Annotated in this window: 20 protein-coding genes and 1 pseudogene; 6 read left to right on the top strand and 15 right to left on the bottom strand. The window is 68.2% G+C overall.

The window, feature by feature from the left end; translation table 11 throughout:
- Window positions 1-144 precede the first annotated feature (144 nt).
- Genes FVA80_RS07520 through FVA80_RS07540 form a run of 5 tightly spaced genes read right to left on the bottom strand, consistent with a single transcriptional unit; the run spans window position 145 to window position 2,521 of the window.
- Window positions 145-384: a hypothetical protein gene (locus FVA80_RS07520; RefSeq protein ID WP_147910321.1), complete on the bottom strand. Its 240-nt coding sequence runs from the start codon at window positions 382-384 to the stop codon at window positions 145-147.
- Window positions 385-392: 8 nt separating this feature from the next.
- Complete coding sequence (locus FVA80_RS07525; RefSeq protein ID WP_147910320.1) at window positions 393-653, bottom strand: hypothetical protein; 261 nt, start codon at window positions 651-653, stop codon at window positions 393-395.
- On the bottom strand, window positions 650-1,432 hold the full coding sequence (locus FVA80_RS07530) for an HK97 family phage prohead protease (RefSeq protein ID WP_147910319.1): 783 nt from the start codon (window positions 1,430-1,432) through the stop codon (window positions 650-652). Before FVA80_RS07530 ends, FVA80_RS07525 begins: the two co-directional genes overlap by 4 nt.
- A gap of 2 nt (window positions 1,433-1,434) precedes the next feature.
- Entirely contained in the window at window positions 1,435-2,280 is an 846-nt protein-coding gene (locus FVA80_RS07535) for a hypothetical protein (RefSeq protein ID WP_147910318.1), read from the bottom strand.
- A gap of 40 nt (window positions 2,281-2,320) precedes the next feature.
- On the bottom strand, window positions 2,321-2,521 hold the full coding sequence (locus FVA80_RS07540) for a hypothetical protein (RefSeq protein ID WP_147910317.1): 201 nt from the start codon (window positions 2,519-2,521) through the stop codon (window positions 2,321-2,323).
- A gap of 387 nt (window positions 2,522-2,908) precedes the next feature.
- Here FVA80_RS07540 and FVA80_RS07550 point away from each other — a divergent pair, with 387 nt between their 5' ends.
- Window positions 2,909-3,088 (top strand): hypothetical protein, encoded by a 180-nt coding sequence (locus tag FVA80_RS07550; protein WP_147910316.1) that lies wholly within the window; start codon window positions 2,909-2,911, stop codon window positions 3,086-3,088.
- Window positions 3,089-3,122: 34 nt separating this feature from the next.
- Here FVA80_RS07550 and FVA80_RS07555 read toward each other — a convergent pair whose 3' ends face one another.
- Window positions 3,123-4,109, bottom strand: a complete 987-nt coding sequence (locus FVA80_RS07555; RefSeq protein ID WP_147910315.1) for a site-specific integrase — start codon at window positions 4,107-4,109, stop codon at window positions 3,123-3,125.
- Window positions 4,110-5,778: 1,669 nt separating this feature from the next.
- On the opposite strand from FVA80_RS07555, the gene FVA80_RS07560 reads away from it, so the two are divergent.
- Window positions 5,779-6,816 carry a HAMP domain-containing sensor histidine kinase gene (locus FVA80_RS07560; protein WP_147910314.1) on the top strand — a complete coding sequence of 346 codons (1,038 nt, stop codon included), beginning with the start codon at window positions 5,779-5,781 and terminating at the stop codon, window positions 6,814-6,816.
- 128 nt (window positions 6,817-6,944) lie between these two features.
- On the opposite strand, the gene FVA80_RS07565 is transcribed toward FVA80_RS07560, so the two are convergent.
- From FVA80_RS07565 to thrC, 5 genes and pseudogenes are all read right to left on the bottom strand, one after another.
- Window positions 6,945-7,750 (bottom strand): IS5 family transposase gene (locus tag FVA80_RS07565; RefSeq protein WP_147910313.1). Its coding sequence is split into 2 segments (ribosomal slippage): window positions 6,945-7,414 and window positions 7,414-7,750, totalling 807 coding nucleotides; the frame shifts between segments, so codons are not numbered across the junction.
- Between the two features lie 78 nt (window positions 7,751-7,828).
- Window positions 7,829-8,242, bottom strand: a complete 414-nt coding sequence (locus FVA80_RS07570) for a globin family protein (protein ID WP_147910312.1) — start codon at window positions 8,240-8,242, stop codon at window positions 7,829-7,831.
- Between the two features lie 67 nt (window positions 8,243-8,309).
- Complete coding sequence (locus FVA80_RS07575) at window positions 8,310-11,228, bottom strand: sensor domain-containing phosphodiesterase (protein WP_147910311.1); 2,919 nt, start codon at window positions 11,226-11,228, stop codon at window positions 8,310-8,312.
- A gap of 226 nt (window positions 11,229-11,454) precedes the next feature.
- A pseudogene (locus tag FVA80_RS07580) lies at window positions 11,455-12,749 on the bottom strand (pitrilysin family protein).
- A 7-nt stretch (window positions 12,750-12,756) separates the two neighbouring features.
- The gene (gene thrC / locus FVA80_RS07585; RefSeq protein ID WP_147910309.1) at window positions 12,757-14,169 is read right to left on the bottom strand and encodes a threonine synthase; all 1,413 of its coding nucleotides are present in this window, start codon (window positions 14,167-14,169) and stop codon (window positions 12,757-12,759) included.
- A 687-nt stretch (window positions 14,170-14,856) separates the two neighbouring features.
- Between thrC and FVA80_RS07590 the strand changes: the two genes are divergently transcribed.
- Window positions 14,857-15,345 (top strand): hypothetical protein, encoded by a 489-nt coding sequence (locus FVA80_RS07590; protein WP_147910881.1) that lies wholly within the window; start codon window positions 14,857-14,859, stop codon window positions 15,343-15,345.
- A 48-nt stretch (window positions 15,346-15,393) separates the two neighbouring features.
- Here FVA80_RS07590 and FVA80_RS07595 read toward each other — a convergent pair whose 3' ends face one another.
- Window positions 15,394-15,822, bottom strand: coding sequence for a DUF4864 domain-containing protein (locus FVA80_RS07595; protein ID WP_147910882.1), 429 nt, complete (start codon window positions 15,820-15,822; stop codon window positions 15,394-15,396).
- 330 nt (window positions 15,823-16,152) lie between these two features.
- Here FVA80_RS07595 and rutA point away from each other — a divergent pair, with 330 nt between their 5' ends.
- From rutA to rutC, 3 genes are read left to right on the top strand one after another with little or no spacing between them, the layout of a single operon-like run.
- Window positions 16,153-17,247, top strand: a complete 1,095-nt coding sequence (gene rutA / locus FVA80_RS07600; RefSeq protein WP_147910885.1) for a pyrimidine utilization protein A — start codon at window positions 16,153-16,155, stop codon at window positions 17,245-17,247.
- Between the two features lie 16 nt (window positions 17,248-17,263).
- Window positions 17,264-18,001: a pyrimidine utilization protein B gene (gene rutB / locus FVA80_RS07605; RefSeq protein WP_147910886.1), complete on the top strand. Its 738-nt coding sequence runs from the start codon at window positions 17,264-17,266 to the stop codon at window positions 17,999-18,001.
- A 44-nt stretch (window positions 18,002-18,045) separates the two neighbouring features.
- Window positions 18,046-18,432, top strand: a complete 387-nt coding sequence (gene rutC / locus FVA80_RS07610; protein ID WP_147910883.1) for a pyrimidine utilization protein C — start codon at window positions 18,046-18,048, stop codon at window positions 18,430-18,432.
- Here rutC and FVA80_RS07615 read toward each other — a convergent pair whose 3' ends face one another.
- From FVA80_RS07615 to FVA80_RS31095, 3 genes are read right to left on the bottom strand one after another with little or no spacing between them, the layout of a single operon-like run.
- Window positions 18,433-19,371 (bottom strand): glycosyltransferase family 2 protein, encoded by a 939-nt coding sequence (locus tag FVA80_RS07615; RefSeq protein WP_147957803.1) that lies wholly within the window; start codon window positions 19,369-19,371, stop codon window positions 18,433-18,435.
- Window positions 19,368-20,000: a glycosyltransferase family 2 protein gene (locus FVA80_RS31090; RefSeq protein WP_246692307.1), complete on the bottom strand. Its 633-nt coding sequence runs from the start codon at window positions 19,998-20,000 to the stop codon at window positions 19,368-19,370. The genes FVA80_RS07615 and FVA80_RS31090 overlap by 4 nt, the downstream gene beginning before the upstream one ends.
- Entirely contained in the window at window positions 19,916-20,278 is a 363-nt protein-coding gene (locus FVA80_RS31095; RefSeq protein ID WP_246692308.1) for a hypothetical protein, read from the bottom strand. The genes FVA80_RS31090 and FVA80_RS31095 overlap by 85 nt, the downstream gene beginning before the upstream one ends.
- Window positions 20,279-20,300 lie beyond the last annotated feature (22 nt).

Below are 20,300 nucleotides of genomic sequence, written 5' to 3' on the forward strand. Positions count from 1 at the left end.
TTCCTCTACGGCCCGGGCCGAGGGTGGTGGTGGTGAGTGGTGTTTCAAAATTTCTCAGAGGGTGAACTGGTGGGTCCGAATTTCCCTCACCCGCCCTCCGGAAGGACCCTGGATTTGGCTGGGTTGGGGTGGTCGCGGGGAGGGTCAGGCGGCCGTCAGCGGGTCTACGGCGAGCGACAGCAGGTCCTCACGCATGCCCTGACGCGCGGCGTCCAAGCGGCCTCGGAAGCGCTCTACGTGCGGCTCCAGGCGTCTCGTGCGGGCCGCTATGTCTACGAGGCGATCGGCGGCCATCTCCTTCGCCGGCACGTCGAAGGGCCAGCGGCGGAACAGGAGACCGCGCACGATGGCGCGGTCCGTCTCGTCGAGCGTCTGAATGTCCATGGGCGCTCCTACTGGAGAGTGCGGGTCGCGGCAGGGCGAACCGCGAGCGCGAACAGGTCGAAGGCCGAAGCCAGGGTCCGAGTCTGGGCTACCGTCAGCACCTCGCCGTAGCCGATCGCCCACACGGCCATGGCGTCGGGCCGTGCGCTGGCGATGAGGGGCAGGGCCGCCACGTCCTGGAGGGGCGCGGCGGCATTGTGGATCAGGCTGATGACGGCGTTGATCGCCGGCGTCTGGTCGTCGTCGGGCACCTCATCGTCGTCGCTCATCGGCCGAGTAGGAACCCCTTGCGAACGGTACGGCGGGCCATCTTCGCTCCCGCCTCACGGTCGGCCGCCACGCGTGCCTTGGTGTCGCGCGCCGACTTCCGCTCGCCGGTCGGCGTCGCCCCTCGCAGCCGCTGCACCTGAGCCAGAGCCCGCTCGTGCGAGCTGACGGCGCGCTTCGGTACCGGCTTGCCGAGAAGGCGGGCCGCCATCGCCTGGCCGCGCTCGAAGTCGGTCGGCGGCTTGGGCTTCGGTGCCGACCTGGTGTTGTGAGCCGAACGGATCTGAGAGCCGGCATCCGCCGGCACGGGGACGGCGCTGATCTCCAGCGGTTCCCAATCGGTGACGAGCTTCAGGGGTACGTCACCATCCTGCTCGATCGTCTCGATGCGGTGGGTCCAGTACCCGACGCTGACGTTCCGGATCACGCCCTCGCGGATCTTGGTCACGATGTCAGCGACGTCGCGGGCGCGGGAGAGCTGCACCAGGCAGACACCCTTCCCGTCCTCGATCCGGGCCGAGCCTCGCACCACGCTTCCGACGACTCGGGAGCATTCGGAGGCGTCGTGGGTGTCGATGAACGGCGCGCCTGCATTCAGGCGGTCGAGCCGTACGGCGCCGTCGTCCAGCGACAGCTCCTCATCGTACTCTTCGCCGTCCCAAGGGTCGTAGCGGCGAACCCGGGCGCCGGTCGTCCATACGACCTCGATCGTGTAGGCCTCCGCATCGAATGAAGCGGAGCGGAGGCGGGCGTTCCGGTGACGCGTCTTGTGATTGGCCATGGTCAGATCCTCCCGCCGATGTGCGCCATGGAGCGGGGCGCACCACCACCGAGCGGCGGGTTGGCCAGGCTCGGCGAATGTTGGTGGAAGCTGTTGAAGGTCGGGCCGGGCGGCGCCAGGAAGCCGGGATGCGGCGTCCAGAAGGGCGCGTCGGCAAAGCCGAGGCCTGGCAACGCCACCAGGTGGCGCAGGGGCACGTGCGGGATCGCCGGCACGCCCGGGGACGTCATCTCCTCGCTGCGCTCCTGGCGCTCGTAGTCAGACGGGTCGCCGATCCGCTGATACACCTCCTGCTTGGTGACCTTGCTGACCCAGACGTGCCGCTTGAACTTGCGAGTGGTCGGCCGGACCTCGGCGCGCCCGCGGAACGGCTCGAACTCCATGGAGATCAGCGCGGCGTGGTCCGGTAGCCGGGCATTGGCTGCCTCGACTTGCTGGCCGATCTCCGTCGTGCGCGCCAGCAGCTCGGTCAGCTCGCGGGCGAGGCGCGGGTATTCCTCGCGGTAGAGCCGGGCTGCCTCCTCGGCCGCCGTCCGGGCGGCGTCGTAGGACTCCCGGCGGGCGGCCTGGTCGGCGGCGTAGCGCTCGGCCGTATCCAAGGCCTCATGCTCGGCCACGAGCTTCGCGCGGCGGTTGGCGTCGACCTCCCCTGCGATCCGAGCGCGACGGATCCGAGCGTCCAGCGCCTCGATCGCCGCGATGTCGCCGGCGTCGATCAGCGCGGGACGCTCAGCCTCCAGCTCGGCGAGCATGGCGGCGCGCGGGTGGGCGGCTTCGTCCAGCGCCGCGATCTCGGCGAGGACGGTGGCGGCCGTGCGGATGGGCGCAGCCTTCGATTGGGTTCTCATGGGATCTCCGGAGCGTGATGGCGGGACGGTCGGCGACCGATCATTTGCCGGTCGGCACCTCGTCCGGGATCAGCTCCAGGACCTCGCCGCCGAAGCGGTCGATGATCCGGTCGGCCTCGTCGGCCTCCAGCACGATCTCCGTGCCGGGCGGGGCGTAGAAGGCTACGGGCATGCCGTAGCCGGCATGCTCTCCGTCCGTGACGGCAACGGTGACGTTCGCGGTGATGCGCTTCTTCGGCATGACGATCTCTCAGCTGTGATGATGCGGCTCGCGCACGGCTTGTCCCCCCGTGACGAATGTCGACGCGAGGCGGGGAGCCATGCTTTCCGTTGTTCGAGGGGGCCGCTTGCCCCGTCAGAGAGCGCCTCGCGCCATCTCTTCCCGGCCGTTCGGCCGGATCTCTGTCGCTACACGCCGAGGAACCGTGCCGAACTCTCGGACGGACGGGCATGCAGGTATCTGCTGGTGGTGCTGACGCTTACGTGGTCGAGCGTCGCCTGCACTCTTCAGCGAAATGAGCCATGCAAAGCCTATGTCTCAGCGAGCCATGCACTGCATGGCCTACTGCCGTGGGGGCCCGTGCCGCATCTCATTCCAGCGACCGACCCGGTTCGCAGGAGGAAGACGATGACGGAAGACGAAGGGCGCAAGATGCTCGCGGATCTGATTGAGCAGGAGGACTTCGAGGACGACGATCCAGAGGGCGATGGCGGGGCGGATACAATCCTCGATCCGCACAACATGCCGGTCGACGATGTCATACGCGAGCTGCAGCGCCGTGGCGTGACGATCGAGACGTTCGACTAGGAGCAGGGGCTCTCCCGGCCAGGGCTTGGGCGACCTACAGGAAGCCCTTGCCCGCATGATCCTTGAAGGCCTGCGCGCGGCGATCGTACGTCGCCAGCGTCTCCAGCTTCACGTGCCGAGTGACGTGCGTGATCTTCAGCAGGTCAGCGCCCGCCTCGAGCGCGCTGGTCACGAACCCCGCCCGCAGGCTGTGGCCTGAGAACAGGTCCGGATCCAGCCCGGCCGCGGCGGCGCGATCCTTCACCACCTGAGCGACCGAATGCGCGCTGATCGCCACCGCGCCAACTCGACCGCCCTTCGCGATGGGGCGGAACACTGGGCCCGTCCGGATCTCGGCGGCCGACAACCACGCATCGAGGGCCTGGACCGGCCGGAGCCGCGAGCCGGCCGGCACGGCGACCGTCTGCCCCTCGCCGGCCTGGTCCGTCTTCGAGCGCAGGATGTGGATCACGATGCCTTCGGGCGCGCGCTCCAGGTCCTCGACACGCAACGCCACCAGCTCGGAGCGCCGGAGCGCCGCCGCGAAGCCGATCGCCAGCAGGGCGCGATCCCGCTTGCCGATTAGCGTGTCCGGGATCTTCTTCAGCATCCGCTTCAGCAGCTCGGCCGTCACAGGCGCCTTGCGGTCGGCCTTCGAGCCGAGGCGCCGCCGGATGCCACGCATGGTGTTGCGGATCGCCTCGGTGCTGGTGGGCGGCTCGTGGCCGGCGGCGCGGTGGGCGCACGCTAGCGCGGCCACGTGCAGGCTCATGGTCGACGCCTTCCGGCCCTCGCCCGCCATGTGCCCGAGGTAGGCGGCTACAGCCTCGACGCTGGCCGGAAACGGGTCGGCGATGCCCGTGGAGCGGCACCAGGCGCAGAACGCTGAGAAGGCACCACGGTAAGCCTCGACGGTCCGCTCGGCCTTCGAGGCGCCGGCGAAGGCCTTGGCCGCGGCCAGAGCCTCCTCGAACGCCGGGCTGTAGACGACGAGTTCGGCGCGCGCGTGCTCATCCGGCGCGACCGCAATCGGCACGTTCATGGGCGTCTCACGGTGGCAGGAAAGACGGTCGGCGAGGCTGATTTTTAGTTACGACAATGGGATTTAGAGGGGGCAATACTGTCTATGCGGATGGGTTCGTGCAGACACGCAAAAACGAAAACTGGAAAAGGGACGCCCCGCGAGTCGGTTCGGCTGCGGGGCGTCATGGTCCAGGACGATCGAGCGTCGGGGAGTTGCCGTCGCGCACGGCCGGGCGGCCCGGGCGCGGAGCGCCGGGCGGCAAGGGCCGGATCAGGACGGTAAAGCAGGCGGTGCGCGTGGATCGCGTCTTGGCCTCACGGGTCCGTGAACGGAGCGGTGAGGGGCCTGCGGGCATGAAAAAGCCCCGCGCGGTGTTCCGCCGGGGCTGCTGACCTACTGGGTCGCCTAAGAACTACCGCAAGCGGTAGTCCCGGTCCAGTGCCGAACCGCTGGGCGCAGTTCGACTCAAGTGTCCTACGTCAAGCGATAAACCGCAGTCAATGGCGGCTGGGCGCACGTCCCGTGACCCTGAATTTTTACATCAGAACCGCCGACAGCGCTACCCGGCTCGATGGTCATGCTTTCGACCGCAAGATGGTAGAGTGGCTAACTATGTAGCTCCGCCCGATCTCGACGCAGCCCTCGTCGACATCCCAGCGTACGATCGCCTCGCCCCGCCGATTGTTAGTCGGCGTCGATGTCATCAGCGGCGGTGCCGTCGACCACGCGTCGTAAGCGCAGCGCCATTGCCTGCATCAGCTTTGAGGCAGCACCAGCTTGCCAGAGAAGCAGGCACCTAAATTTACCTCCGCCCGTCACTTAAGTTGCCTTGCCGCCGCGGTATCGATCAATCTGCGAATTTTCGCTTCGCTTCGGCTGAGCCAGACAGCTGCTGTTTGCAACTTGCGTGTTAATTTACAACGGCATATCGGCTCTGCCGATCGGATGTGGGACAGCAGGATCGAGCGAGGCAGATGATGTTGTGGGGAAACAAAAAAGAAGCAAAGCTGCCGACATATCGGCTCGCAAATGAACTTAAGTCGCCGGAATTTCAAAGGGCTGCAGCCAAATCAGCGCGTGATCGACGCAGCCTCATCTCAATTGGCGTCATAGATGACGAGCCATTTTAACCGCGCCAAAATCTTGAGAATGTAGGCTACAAAGTATCATTACTGAATGATCCAAGCAATATTGATGTCGTAAAACCTCATCAGATAGTACTCTGCGATCTTCAGGGAGTTGGCCAGTCACTCGATCGAAAAAGGCAGGGATCCTTTCTTATTAGAGAGATAAGGTCCAACTATCCAGACAAATATGTGGTCGCCTATACCGGTGGAACCATGAATTCGAGCATCATTCGTGACTCGAACCAAGCGGCTGACGCCTTCTTGAAGAAGGACGTCGATATCGAGACGTGGACAGATAAACTTGATAGTATAATTGGAAATCTTGTAGATCCTTTTAAAGTATGGTCTCGCCAAAGATTGGCATTGGTAGACAGAGAGGTGGATACTTTCACAATACTGCAGCTCGAAGATGCGTTTGTACGGTCAGTCGCCGATCGTGAAGATCCAAGTCAGTCCAAGTTGGCTGAGCTCATCAAATCAGATCGGATCAGCGGTGACGTGCGCGCAATAATCCAATCGCTGCTAGCATCAGCTATCTTCAAGGTACTCGTGGGATAAAGATGTACGCTTTACCTGTTATTACCGTCAGAGCAGGAAGGACGCAGCTTTTTCAAGGCCTTCTTGTTCAACTTCCGATAGAATTGACCTCAAGCGCTCAACTCAACTTCTACGCCAACATGACGAAGAAGGGCTGGGGCACATGTCCACAAGGCTATTACGTTTACGTAGACGATAGCTCGGACGGAACAAGATTTGTGATGCCAGGACTAATGATAGAGGGACTAAAAAATTCGAAAAAGAATTTTCATATACAAAAAGTCACGCACACGAAAGAAGCCATACAAGCTTATGCAAAGTCTATTACTGATCAAGCTGACACAATTGAAAAACAAAAAAACTCTGAAATTTCTTTGCTGATCCACGATCTCCGTGCACTCTCTTCTGCTATTTATAATTCGGCAGAGGAGGCAAGGAGCGCCGCAATAAACGGCGATTTTAGTACATGCAATACTAGAGTTGAAACAGTTATTGCAACTCACACCATGCTTTCAATACGCATTGATATGTTGGACGTTTCCACAAATCAGATAACATTAGCCACCGCTGATCTCATACCTGTTTTTAAGAAGCTTGATAAAGTAGTCAGATGTTTTCGGCCTAAAGCATCTGCTCGCAACATATCTCTCAGTCTGCGTTCTTTAACAGGATTTTCCAACTCTAAGATTTATGGGCCTGCCATTTTTGAGCTGGTAGCATACTCCATCATTGATAATGCCGTGAAGTATTCAGCGGACGGCAAGTCTATATTTGTCGAAATTGAGGACCAAGATCGAGACGTTATCATACGGATTAAATCAATGGGTCCCATGATTGCGCCTGATGAGCGACGGAAAATTTTCAACCGCGGGTATCGTGGGGCTTTTGCTGTTAGCTCTGGGCAGGCCGGCACAGGTATCGGTCTAAGTTTGGCGCAGGAACTGGTAGAGAATTATTTTGACGGCGTGATCACTGCACATCAAGACAACGTAGCTCAACTTATTAATGGCTTTTCGTACTTTGAAACAACATTCGAAATAGTTGTGCCCCGTGATGGATGATTTGAAAACTGAGATCTATGTGCCGGATTAGCAAACCATCATCCTGCTGGCTGTTGGCGCAAGCCCGGTCCAGCAGGAACGTTTGCAAGCCTTTCCAAGAACTTAGTCTTGAGGGGGACTTAGAGCGCCTAACAGAACCGTCTGATCTGGTTGAGAGTGATGAGGCTGGCGGCGAGGCTCGTGAAGGCCTCGTAGATGTCTGCGCGTCGCTCGTAGCGGATGGGCAATCGACGGAATCGGTTGAACCAAGCGTGGGTGCGCTCCACGACCCAACGATGACGACCGAGTTTCTCGCTGCTCTCGATGCCCCTACGTGCGATGCGCGGCACGATCCCCCGCACCCGGCACTCCTGGCGGCGGGGTCTGGCATCGTAAGCCTTGTCAGCGTGCAGCTTGTCTGGACGACGTCGCGGTCGTCCGCGCCGACCGCTCCGCACAGACGGGATGGCATCGAGGGTGGCCGCCATCATGACGGTGTCGTGCCGGTTGGCACCGCTCAGGCAGAAGCCGAGCGGCGTGCCGCGCGCGTCGGTGACGAGATGGCGCTTCGTGCCCGGCTTGCCCCGATCCGTCGGGTTCGGGCCGGTGGCAGGCCCCCCTTTTTGGCCGGGACAGACGCGCTGTCCAGGCAAGCCCGGCTCCAGTCGATCTCCCCTGCTGCGTGCAGGCGCTCCAGCAACACGTCATGCAGACGGCTCCAAACGCCCGCCGCCTGCCAATCCCGCAGTCGCCGCCAACAACTCATGCCGGAGCCGCAGCCCATCTCGGCCGGCAGCATTTCCCACGGCAGCCCCGAGCGCAGCACGAACAGGATGCCCGTGAGTGCGGCCCGCTTCTCAATTGGACGACGCCCGCCCTTCGGACGCGGCCGAGGCGGCGGGAGGAGCGGCGCGATCTCATCCCAGAGATCATCGGGGAGAAGCAGTCTGGCCATGCCAAACCAACGCTGAAAACCAAGCTCGGTGCCGTTCTGTTAGGCGTTCTTAAACCGATCGTCGACTTCCGAAGGGGTTCAGGCGGCCTCCGCCGCCGCTCCCGTCATCAACCCGGCCACCAGCGTGTAGGTCTCGGTCCAGGCCGCGCGGACCTCCGGGGTGAAGTCCGGGCCGAGGCCCTGCTCCAGGGTCCACAGCAGCGCGGCGCCGACCGGGGCGTAGTGGGCGGCCTGGGTGCCGTAGGCCACGTGCTTGCGCCCGAGATCCCGGATCGCCGGGGCCACGGTCTCCGGGTGGCCGAGATGGGCCACCGCCAGGCCCAGCATGGCCATCAGCTTCTTCTTCTGCTCGGCCATGTCGTCGGGGAAGAGCGGGCGGACCTCCGGGGCGATCTCGAACAGGCGCCCGTAGAACAGGTCGGCCGCCGTCCCGGCGATCGGCCGCACCTTCGCGAAGCTGTCCTGGACGAGCCTGACCTGTTCGGGCGTCATCGCATCCCCTGCCACCGCCTTCATCGCTGGTCGGCAGTATACCTGATTCGGTCGGCCAGAACCAAGATCAGGCCGCCTCGGGGGCGGCTCCGACGATCTGGCGGGCCTGCAGCATGGTCATCGGCTCGCCGAAGGCCGGCCCGAGGGCGTATTCGCAGCCGAGCCCGGCCAGCGCCTGCGCGTCGCTCTCCGATTCGCAGCCCTCCGCCACGATGGCGAGGTTCAGTTCGCTCGCCATCCGGACGATCGAGCGCAGGATCGCGGTCTGGCCGGTGCCGATCTGGCGCACGAAGGTCGCGTCGACCTTGATCGTGTCGAACGGGAAGCGCTGGAGGTAGGACAGGGCCGAGTAGCCGGTGCCGAAATCCGACAGGCACAGGCCGGCCCCGAGGTCGTGGATGCGGGCCAGCATCTGGGCGGCGTATTCCGGGTTCTCCATCACCAGGCTCTCGCTGAATTCCAGCTTGAGCGAGCCGGGCAGCGCCCCGGAGCGGGCCAGCACGGTTTTTACGTCGTGCAGGAGGTCGTGGCGCAGGAGCTGGCGCGACGACAGGTTGCAGGCCGCGAAGATCGGCGGCTCGACCTCGAGGGAACGCTGCCAGGCGGCGAGTTCCAGGGCGGTGCGCTCCAGGGCGAAGATGCCGAGGTTGACGACGAAGCCGCTCTCCTCGGCGAGCGGCATGAAGGTCGAGGCCGGGATGCGGCCGAGCTTCGGGTGGTCCCAGCGCAGCACGGTCTCGAACCCCGCCACGGTGCGGTCCTCGAGGCGGACCACCGGCAGGAACAGCACCCGCAGCTCGTTGCGCTCGATCGCCTTGCGCAGGTCGCTCTCCAGCATCAGCCGGTCGGAGCGGTCGGTGCGCATATGGGCGCGGAACACCTCGATGCGGTCGCCGCCGTTGCGCTTGGCCTGGATCATGGCGATCTCGGCGCTCTTGAACACCTCGTCGCGCTTCAGGTTCGCCCCCGCCTCGTAGAGCGCGAGCCCGATCGAGACGGTGAGGAAGATCTCCCGGTCGGCATAGGTGATCGGCGTGGCGATCGCCCGGCGGATCATCTCGGCAAACGCCAGGATCCGGTCGGGGTCGCGCTCGGACAGCAGGATCACGGCGAATTCGTCGCTGGTGATCCGGGCCAGGCTGTCCTGCGGCCGCAGCAGGCGGCCGAGCCGGCGGGACAGGGTCAGCAGGATCGAATCGCCCGCCGACAGGCCGATCGCGTCGTTGATGCCCTTGAACCGGTCGACATCCAGCACGATCACGGTCGGCTTGAGCCGCTGGTCCTGGCCGGCGAAGGCCAGAGCCGCGTCCAGGCGGTCGCCGAACAGCTCGCGGTTGGGCAGGCCGGTCAGGCTGTCGTGCACCGCGTCGTGGAGCAGGCGCTCCTCGGCGGTCTTGATCTCGGTGACGTCCGCGATGGTGCCGACCACGCGGATCACCTCGCCGTCGGCGCCGATCACCGGCCGCGCCTTCAGCCGGTACCAGAAATAGGTGCCGGCGGCCGAGCGCAGGCGGAAATCGTGGACGATGCGCCCGCGCCGCTCCTCGATCACCGTGTCGAGGGCCGCCGAGTAGCGCTCCACGTCGAACGGGTGGAGCGTGCCGAGCCAGTTCGTCGCCGGGCCCTCCAGGGTGCCCCGGGGCAGGCCGAGCTGCGCCTCGATCTCGGGGCCGGCGAAGACCCGGTCGGCCGGCACGTCCCAGTCGAACACCACGTCGCCCGCGCCGGTGAGCGCCAGCGCCCGCCGCTCGGTGTCCGACACGAGGGCATGGCTGAGGCCGCCCCCCGCGAAGGCGTGCTGCAGCACCGTGAAGCCGATCAGCATCACGATCAGCACCAGGCCGCCGATCAGCGCCGGCTGCACCAGGTCGCTGCCGATCTGGCCGGTGACCGCGAAGCCCGCCGCCGTCACCCAGACCACCAGCAGCAGCCAGGTCGGCACCAGCAGGATCGCCCGGTCGTAGCCGTTATGGGCGGCGAGGTAGACGATCAGCAGCAGGCCGATCCCCGCCACCGCGGCGATGGAGATGCGCGCCACCCCCGCCGCCACCGGCGGGTCGAACACCGCCAGCCCGACGAGGCCCGCCAGGAAGGCCAGCCAGAAGAACGCCACGTGACTGTAGCGCACGTGCCAGCGGGCGAGGTTCAGGTAGGCGAACAGGAACACCAGCAGCGTCGCCCCGAGCACCGCCTCGGCGGAGGCCCGGTAGACCCGCTCGGCCAATTCGGTGACGGGGAACACCCGCTGCAGGAAGCCGAAATCGATGCACGCATAGGCCAGCACCGACCAGGCCAGGGCCGCGGCGGCCGGGAAGATGATCGCACCCTTGACCACGAACACGATGGTCAGGAACAGCGCCAGCAACCCGCTGATGCCGATGATGATGCCCTTGTACAGGGTCAGCCCGGCGGTCTTGCGGCGGTAGGCGTCCTGATCCCACAGGTGCAGCTGGGGCACGTTGGGGCCGCGCAGCTCGGCGACGTAGGTGACCGTGGTGCCGGGATCCAGCGTGATCGTGAACTGGTCGGCCTCGGGGTTCTCGTCGCGCTCCGGGCGGATGCCCTGGCTCGCCGTGATGGCGGCGATCCGCGAGCCGCCGAGATCGGGCCAGATCACCCCGGAATCCACCAGCCGGAAATGCGGCGCCACCAGGATGCGGTCGATCTGCTCGTCGGTGTCGTTGGTGAGGGCGAACACGATCCAGTCCGGCCGGGCGCCGGCGTCCCGCGCCTTCACGACGATGCGGCGGACGATGCCGTCCTTGCCGGGCGCCGTGGAGATCTGGATCAGGTCGCCGTCCGAGCGGTAGCGCTCGATCGCGGTGGTCAGGTCGATCACCGGCGCGTCGAGGGTGACGCGCACCGCCTCGACGGCTTGAGCCGGCCCACACAGCGAGAGGGCACCGACGAGGCCGCCGACCAGGGTCAGGAGGAGGGCGAGGATGCGCAAGGGTGTCTTGAGTTCCGGCCGTGCGAGCTTCGGCATCGGCCACCCGGGCGGCCGCGATCGAAAGGAAGGCCCCGGCCCCGGGGCAGCCGCCCCGGTCCGGATCCGGACTCCGCGGATCGCGCCCCTTTGCGGCCAAATCAAGTTGGGCGGGGCAGGGGGCGTCGTTGCGGGGCCCGAACAGGGCGTCTCAGAGCCTGTCCGGCTCGGAGTGTCTTAACCCTCACCGTGGCTGGCGCGCGCGGTCGGGCGCCCCAACGGAGGCTCAAGCCCCCCGAAGCGCGGCGGCGATCCGGTCGAGGGCGGGCAGCTTGCGGATCGGGCCGATCGCCGCGAGCGTCGGGGCGCCCTCAAGCATCGCGGCCGCGGCGGCCCGCACGTCCGCCACCGTGACGGCGTCGACCTTGTCGATCACCTCGCCGGCCGGGATCACCCGGCCCCAGGCCAGGATCTGGCGGGCGTTGCGCTCGATGCGGCCGCCCGGCGTCTCCAGCGCCGAGAGCAGCGACACCTTCAGCTGCGCCTTGGCACGGGCGATCTCGGGCTCGGCGAGGTCCCGGGCGGCCCGGGCCGTGGCCGCCAGCGTCACGTCGACGAGCTCGGGCAGGTCCGCCCCCGCGGTCCCGGCGCCGATGCCGAACAGGCCGCAATCGGAGAACGGCCAGTGGAAGGCCTGGATCTCGTAGGCGAGGCCGCGGGTCTCGCGCACCTCCTGCCACAGCCGCGAGGTCAGGCCGCCGCCGAGCACCTGCGCGAACATGTGCAGCGCGTAGTAGCCGTCGTCCCGGAACGACAGGCCGGGCAAGCCGATCACGACGTTGGCCTGTTCGAGCTTGCGCGGCATCCGCCGCTCGCCGCCGCCGTAGAGCCCCGGCACGCCGCGGGCGCCGCCTGTGCCGGCAGGGCGCCGAAATGGCGCTCGGCCGCCTCGACGATCGCCTCGTGGGTGACCGCGCCGGCCCCGGCCACGACGATCCGGTCCGGCGTGTATTCCCGGGCGAGGTAGGCGCGGATGCCGGCCTCGTCGAAGCTCCGGATCGTCTCGGGGCGCCCGAGGATCGGCCGTCCGACCGGCTGGTCCGGGAAGGCGGCCTCCGTGAAGGCGTCGTAGACCACGTCGTCCGGGGTGTCCTCGACGGCGGCGTATTCCTGCAGGATCACGCCCTTCTCGCGGGCGAGCTCGCCGGCATCGAACACCGAATCGGTGAGGATGTCGCCGATCACGTCGAGGGCGAGGCCGGCATCCTCGCCGAGCACCCGGGCGGTGTAGCTCGTCCCCTCCGTGGAGGTGGCGGCGTTGATCTCGCCGCCGACATTCTCGATCTCCTCGGCGATCCTCTGGGCCGAGCGCGTGCGCGTCCCCTTGAACGCCATGTGCTCGATGAGGTGCGACAGCCCGGCCTCGTCGGCGCGCTCGTTGCGCGAGCCGGCCCCGACCCAGACGCCGACGCTGGCGGTCGCCACCCCGGGCATCGGCTCGGTCACCACCGTGACGCCGTTGGCGAGCCGCGTGGTGCGCAGGGACGGGGAGGCGGCGTGCGTGGAGAAATGCTGGTTCATCGCGGGCTCAGGCACCCTTCGTGATGCGGGCGCGCGCGCGGATCAGCCGCTCCACGGCGGCCTGATCGTTGGCCACCGGGGTCATGCGCTCGGGCCGGTCCATGAGGTCGGCGAGGTGCGGCGGCAGGGGCGGGCGCAGGCCGCCGGTGGCCTTGGCGACCGCGTCGGGGAATTTCGCGGGGTGCGCCGTGGCCAGGGCGACGACGGGGGTCGCGGGATCCCGCTCCAGGAGCCGGCGGCCGGCGCGCACCCCGATGGCGCTATGGGGATCGAGCACGATCCCGGTGGCGGCCTGGGTCAGGGCGATCTCTTCCATCACGTCGGGCTCCGGCACCGCGACGGCGTCGAACTCGGAGCGGATTGAGGCCAGGATCTCCGGGCTCAAGGAAAAGCCGCCGGACTGCTTCAGCCCGGACATCAGCCGCGACAGCGCCGAGGCGTCGCGGCCGAGCGCCTCGAACAGCAGCCGCTCGAAGTTGGACGAGATCTGGATGTCCATGGAGGGCGAGGTCGTGGGCACGACGCCGCGCAGCGCGTAGGCGCCGTGCTCCAGGGTGCGCACCAGGATGTCGTTGGCGTTGGTGCCGATCATCAGCCGCTCGATCGGCAGCCCCATCCGCTTGGCGACCCAGCCGGCGAGCACGTCGCCGAAATTGCCGGTCGGCACCGCGAAGGAGACCGGCCGGTGGGGGGCGCCGAGCGCCACCGCGCTGGTGAAGTAGTACACCGCCTGCGCCGCGACCCGGGCCCAGTTGATCGAGTTGACCCCGGACAGGCGCACCGAATCGGCGAAATCCGCGTGCTGGAACAGGGCTTTGACCAGGTTCTGGCAATCGTCGAAGGTGCCGTCCACGGCGAGCGCGTGGACGTTCTGGGCCGGCACCGAGGTCATCTGCCGCCGCTGGACCTCCGACACGCGCCCGTGCGGGTAGAGGATGAAGATGTCGACCCGGTCGAGGCCCCCGAACGCCTCGACGGCGGCCGAGCCGGTATCCCCCGAGGTCGCGCCCACGATGGTGGCGCGGGTGTCGCGCTTGGTGAGCACGTGGTCCATCAGCCGCCCGAGCAGCTGCATCGCCACGTCCTTGAAGGCCAGCGTCGGCCCGTGGAAGAGCTCCAGCAGGAACAGGTTGTCGTCGAGCTGGGTCAGCGGGCAGACCGCCGGGTGCCGGAAGGTGGCGTAGGATTCGTCGATCATCCGGTCGAGATCGGTGTCTTCGATCTCGCCATCGATCAGCGGGCGCAGCACGCGCTTGGCGGCCTCCGCGTAGGGCTTGCCGGCGAAGCCGGCGATCTCCGCCCGGCCGATCTGCGGCCAGGTCTGCGGCACGTAGAGGCCGCCGTCGCGGGCGAGGCCAGCGAGGAGGGCATCCGAGAACGAGAGCGGCGCGGCCTCGCCGCGGGTCGAGACGTGGAGCACAGGGGCCTCCGGGAGGAAGGCGCCCCCTCTACACGATGCGGGCGGACCTGTCGAAAGTCCGGGCGGTCGCGGCGGGCCGGCGCGGTTTAACCGGGCCTGAACGGGCCGGTTCAGGACCGGTTGCGCGGCCGCTCCTAGGAACCGGATCACCCCCGCGGCACCCCGGTTCGACCGGCCGCCGCCGCCGGGGCGGCCCCGCCCGCGGGTGCTTCCTCAGAGAGCCGACATGATTCTCCCCTCATCCTTCGCCCCCTCGTCGTTCGCCCTCATCCTGGCAGGCGGCGCCGCGCTGCTGCTCGGCACCGCCGCGATCGCGCAGACCCGCCCCGGCGGCCCGCTGCGGGCCCGGAGGCGGGCGCTCGCCGCCCCGCCGCCAGGCGGTCCCCGGCGCGGTCCGGCCGGACGGACGCCCCCGCCGCCCGGCGGCCCGCAGCGCGGCCCTGGCCCGACGGGCCGCCCGCCCCGCCCCGCCGAAGGGCGCGCACTTCCAGGTCGAGCGCGGCGATGCCCGGATCGACGTGAAATGCGCCGACGAGGAATCGATGAAGGCCTGCGCCGACATCACCCTGCAGCTGCTCGACAAACTCGCGACGCTGCGCCCCGGCGACGCCCGGTAGGCTTCACCTGGGGGCGGGCAAGAACCACCCCGCCCCACCCCGACACGGAAACAGGAACAGGATCAACGCCATGACCGATACGCAGACCGAACCGTTCGACGCCGCCGGCACCGTCTGGGCGGTGTTCGGGCACCGCTTCGCCCTCGACGGGGCCGGGGGGCGGATCCTGGCGGATCTCGGCCCGAAGGGCGCCGCCGGGATCGTCCTGGCGGCCGGCGACCGGGTCTCGCTGCGGGGCACGCGCAAGCCCTCCGAGATCAAGGTCACCCGCCTTACGCTTGCGGACGGCTCGACCCGCACGATCGACTGGCCCGAAAAGGACGCCTCCAAGAAGGACGCCCGCAAGACGGGCGCCGCCAAGACGGAGGGTCACGGCCATCCGGTGGCCGATCCCGCCCTGGCGGTCCGGGCCGCGGAGGCCGCGGGCTACGCGGTCGCCGGCGCGCCGGAGCGGAAGCCCAGGCATTTCGAGCTGCAGGGCGCAAAGGACGGCGTGCGCCACACGGTCCACGTCGCGCTCGACGGGACGATCCGGAAGGCCGTGGCGCTGGCCGCGTAAAGGTCGGCGGACGCGCGGGCGCGGGTCCGGGCGCCCGCCAGAAGCCCGTCAGGCACTTGTGCCCGGCGCCTTGATCAGGCGGCAGCCGGTGATGCGCCACGTCCCATCGGCGTCCCGGGCGAGGCTGTACTCGGCGGTCCAGTCGACGCCGTACTCGTCCTGGATCGCCACCGACTGCACCACGCCCGCCTCCCCGGTGTCCCGGCCCTCGCCGAACACGAAGCTGCGGTGGCGGTAGACCGGGCGGTACTGGTTGCGCACCATGCCGATGAACAGGTCGGCGTTCGGGAACATCTCCCGGATCGCCGGGGCCGCCTGGGCGTAGGCGGTCGGCGCGTCGTCGCGCCCGAGCGCCTCGACCTGCCGGGTGATCACCGCCCGCGCCTCCGTCCGGGCGCCGTCATCGGCCGCCGCCGGCCCCGCGACGCCGGGGAGCACCAGGAGGGGGAGCAGCAGGAGGGCGAGCCACGCGCGCATCGACGGTCACTCCGATCGGGCGCCTCCCACGAGACCCCTGAGCCGACAGAACATCTAGACGGGCCGCGGCGGTCGGCAAGCACCGCGCGCGCAAGATGTGCAGATATCGCGCGCTGGTTGTGCAAGCCGCTGGAAAGAGAGGCATTTTCCGCCTCATCCCGGCGCACGGGTTTGCTTCTGTGCCCAGGTTTTGCGAGCGTCCGCTCGACCGACTCAAGCCCTGCGGGGCTCGGCCGAGCGAAGGAGAGGGCGATGGTGCAGAGCCAGGTGGACGCCGAGACCGTTCCCGTGCCCCTTCCCGACACCGTGCCGGCCGGGGACGTCGCCCCGATGAGCGTCGGGGTGTTCATCCCGATCGGCAACAACGGCTGGCTGCTGTCGGAGAACGCCCCGCAATACCGGCCGAGCTTCGCGCTCAACAAGCAGGTCACCCTCAAGGCGGAGGCGCACGGCCTGGATTTCGCCCTGTCGATGATCAAGCTGCGCGGCTTCGGCGGCAAGACCGAGTTCTGGGACCACAACCTCGAGTCGTTCACCCTGATGGCGGGGCTGGCCGCGATCACCACCCGGATCAAGCTGTTCGCCACGGCGGCGACCCTGTGCATGCCGCCGGCGATCACCGCCCGCATGGCCGCGACGATCGATTCGATCTCGGACGGCCGCTTCGGCCTGAACCTCGTCACCGGCTGGCAGAAGCCGGAATACGACCAGATGGGCCTGTGGCCCGGCGAGGCGTATTTCGCGAAACGATACGACTACTTGGCAGAGTATGCTCAGGTTCTGCGCGAGCTGTGGGAGACGGGTGCCAGCGACCTCAAGGGCACGTATTTCCAGATGAACGATTGCCGCCTGAGCCCCCGCCCGCAGGCGCCGATGAAGATCATCTGCGCCGGCCAGAGCGGGGCCGGCCTGGATTTCACGGCCCGCTACGCCGACTACAATTTCTGCTTGGGGAAAGGCCTCAACACGCCCACCGCGTTCGCCCCCGTGGTGGAGCGGCTGGCCGAGGCCAGCGCCAGGACCGGGCGGCGCGTGACCGCCTACGCGCTGTTCATGATCATCGCCGACGAGACCGACGCCGCCGCGATGGCGACCTGGGCGCATTACAAGGCCGGCGCCGATACCGAGGCGATCGCCTGGCTCGGCCTCCAGGGCGCGGCCGACACCAAGTCCGGCAGCGACACCAACGTCCGCCAGCTCGCCGACCCGACCTCCGCGGTGAACCTCAACATGGGCACCCTGGTGGGCAGCTACGCCCAGGTGGCCGCGATGCTGGACACGATCATGACGATCGACGGCGTCGAGGGCGTGCTGCTGGTGTTCGACGACTTCCTGAAGGGCCTCGACGCCTTCGGGACCCGGATCCAGCCGCTGATGCGGTCCCGCCGGCACGTGGTGCCGGCACCGCTCCGAGACGTGGCGTGACGAGAGAAGTGGCGTGATGGATTTGCAAGCCGGATTCCACGATCCCCAGGGCCGCCACGGCGGCGTGATCCTGCCGGCCCGGCCCGAGCCGATCGCCTTCGACCCGGCCGCGACGGCGCTGATCGTCGTGGACGTGCAGAACGCCTACGCGAGCCCGGGCGGCTATCTCGATCTGGCGGGCTTCGACGTGTCGGGCACCGGCCCGGTCATCGCCCGGATCGTCCGGGCGGTGGCCGCCGCCCGGGCGGCGGGCATCCGGATCCTGTGGTTCCAGAACGGCTGGGACCCGGACTATGTCGAGGCCGGCGGCCCGGGCTCGCCGAACTGGCACAAGTCCAACGCCCTCAAGACCATGCGGCGGCGGCCCGAGATGAACGCGCAGCTCCTGGCCAAGGGCTCGTGGGACTACGCCCTGGTCGATGCCCTGAAGCCGGAGCCCGGCGACATCGTGCTGGGCAAGCCGCGCTACAGCGGCTTCTACAACACGCCGCTCGACAGCATGCTGCGGGCCCGGGGGGTGAACACGCTGGTCTTCACCGGCATCGCCACCAATGTCTGCGTCGAGTCGACCCTGCGGGACGGCTACCACCGGGAGTATTTTGGAATTGTGCTCGCCGACGCCACCCACCAGGCAGGCCCGCGGAGCCTGCACGAGGGGGCGCTCGCCAACATCGAGACCTTCTTCGGATGGGTCTCGGACGTGGCTTCGTTCGAGACGGCGCTGAGCGCGCAGACACGCGCCGCCGCCGAATAGACCGCCCGCAATCCCCGAACCCGCACCGCGAAAGTCCCGAAACAATGCCGAAGCAGGTCGTCATCCCGCCGGGGTCGGGCAAGCCGCTCGCCCCCTACGTGCCCGGCACCCTGGCCGACGGGGTGCTGTACGTCTCGGGCACGCTGCCGCTCGATGCCGACGCCAACGTCGTCCATGTCGGCGACGCGGGCGCCCAGGCCCGGCACGTGCTGGAAACGATCAAGGGCGTGGTCGAGGCCGCGGGCGGCACGATGGACGACGTGACCTTCAACCACGTCTTCCTCAAGGACTGGGCCGATTACGCGGCGATCAACGCGGTCTACGCGGCGTATTTCCCGGGCGAGAAGCCGGCGCGCTACTGCATCCAGTGCGGCCTGGTGAAACCCGACGCCCTCGTGGAGATCGCCTCGGTGGCCCATATCGGCCGCTGATCAACGACCCCGAAGAAGCTGCGGCGCGAGGCCGGGCAGGGCGGCGGCCAAAAGTCCGGCCGCGCGCAGCACCTCCGCGGCCTCTTGCGGCGAGCGGCGGGCAAGAGCCAGGAGAAGCCGCAGCGGCACCTGCGCGCCAAAACTCGCCAGCGTGAGGGCGAGGGCCGCGACACGGCCGTGATGCTTGTGCGCATACAGGATCTGGCTGCGCAGGACGTAGAACAGCCGGCGGGCCCGCACCTGCCGGGTCGTGCCCTGGCCGACATGGTGGGCGACCGCACCGGCCACGTGCCGCACCGCGAAGCCGGCGGCGCGGGCGCGGGTGCAGAGGTCGGCATCCTCCCAGTAGACGAAGAAGCGGGGGTCGAAGCCGCCGAGCGCCGCGAACAGGTCCCGGCGGATCATCAGGAACGCACCCATCACCTGCCCGACGGCGCGGTCGTCGGCATGGTCCCATTCGACCAGAAAATGCGGCCGCACGAGTCCCAGCCGGTCGAGTGCGAGGGCGCGGCCGAGCAGGCCGAGACCCGTGGGCGCCCGGGCGCAGGAGCGCGCGGTCCGGCCGTCCGGATCGACCAGCCGGGCGCCGACGATCCCGGTGCGCGGGTCGGCCGACAGGGCGTCCAGGGCCACCCGGAGCGCGTCGGGGGCGACCTGCGTGTCCGGGTTGAGGAACAGGATCGCGGGGGCCTCCCCGGCGGCGGCGCCCTGGTCGCAGGCCCGGCCGAAGCCGCGATTCTCGGCGTTGCGGATCAGCCGGAGCGGGCGGGGCAGGGCGGGCAGGTCGTCCACCGAGCCGTCCCGGGAGGCGTTGTCCACCACGATGACCTGCACGGCGGCGGCCTCCTGGACGGCCGCAAGGCTCGCCAGGCAGGCGCCGAGCAGGGCGCCGCCGTTCCAGTTGACGATCACCACGTCGAGGATCGGGCGCTGTGTCATACGCGATCCCGCGGGGGCCCGAGACGCCCGAGGGCGCCGTCGCGGGCGGCTCCGAGCAGCCGCAGCAGCACGGCGGGCCGCCAGCCCGAATCCGCCCAATACAGCCCGGCCTGGAGCGGCAGGTAGGCGGCCTGCGCGAGCTTCCAGCGCAGGGGCACGTGCGGCAGGCGCCAGGCATAGACCGCGTTGCGCAGGTAGGTCGCCATCCGGAACAGGGGCTGGCGCGGCATCGCGATCCCGAGGCCGCGGATCACCCCGCCGCCGACCCGGTGGGGGATCGCGACGTCCCGGGCGAGGTAGCAGCCCCAGCCCAGGCTCCAGGCGCGAAAGCACCATTCCAGCTCGACGCCGTCGATGAAGAAGTCGGCGCGGAACGGCCCGACCCGGGCGAGGGCGTCGAGGTCGATGAGCGAGCCGGAGGTCGCCAGGAACTGCACCGGAGCGAGGGCGCCGCAGGCTTGAGGAAGAGCGCCGCGGTGCTGGCGCGCCGGGCGGGCCGGGTAGGACGGCGCTTGTGGCCGGCGGCCGGCGCGGCCGGCCACCATCAGACGGCGACCGAAATCCGCGGCCTCCGGAGCCGGTCGCGGAGCGGCGAGCAGCGCCGCGGCCAGCCAGCGGCGGCTCGGCATCCTGGTCGAGCAGCAGGGCCTCGGCGCCGCCGCCCGCCGGCCGATGCGGCGATCCGGTTGAGCGCCTCGGCGATACCGACATTGCGCCCCGCCGACAGCACGGCGACGCCGGCCCGGGCCAGGCGCTCCGCGTCCGCATCCGCCAGGCCGCCATCGTCGAAGGCGATCACCCGGGTGGATCCCGACGCGGCGTGCGCCAGCACCCGGTCCACCTGGTCCCGGCTCGGCCGGAACAGGGTGATGCCGAGCGCGAGGCGGTCCAGTCCTGGATCAGGCACGGGCCGAACTCCGGCCGCGCAC

Origin of the sequence: Methylobacterium sp. WL1, assembly GCF_008000895.1 — a bacterium.
Lineage (GTDB): Bacteria > Pseudomonadota > Alphaproteobacteria > Rhizobiales > Beijerinckiaceae > Methylobacterium.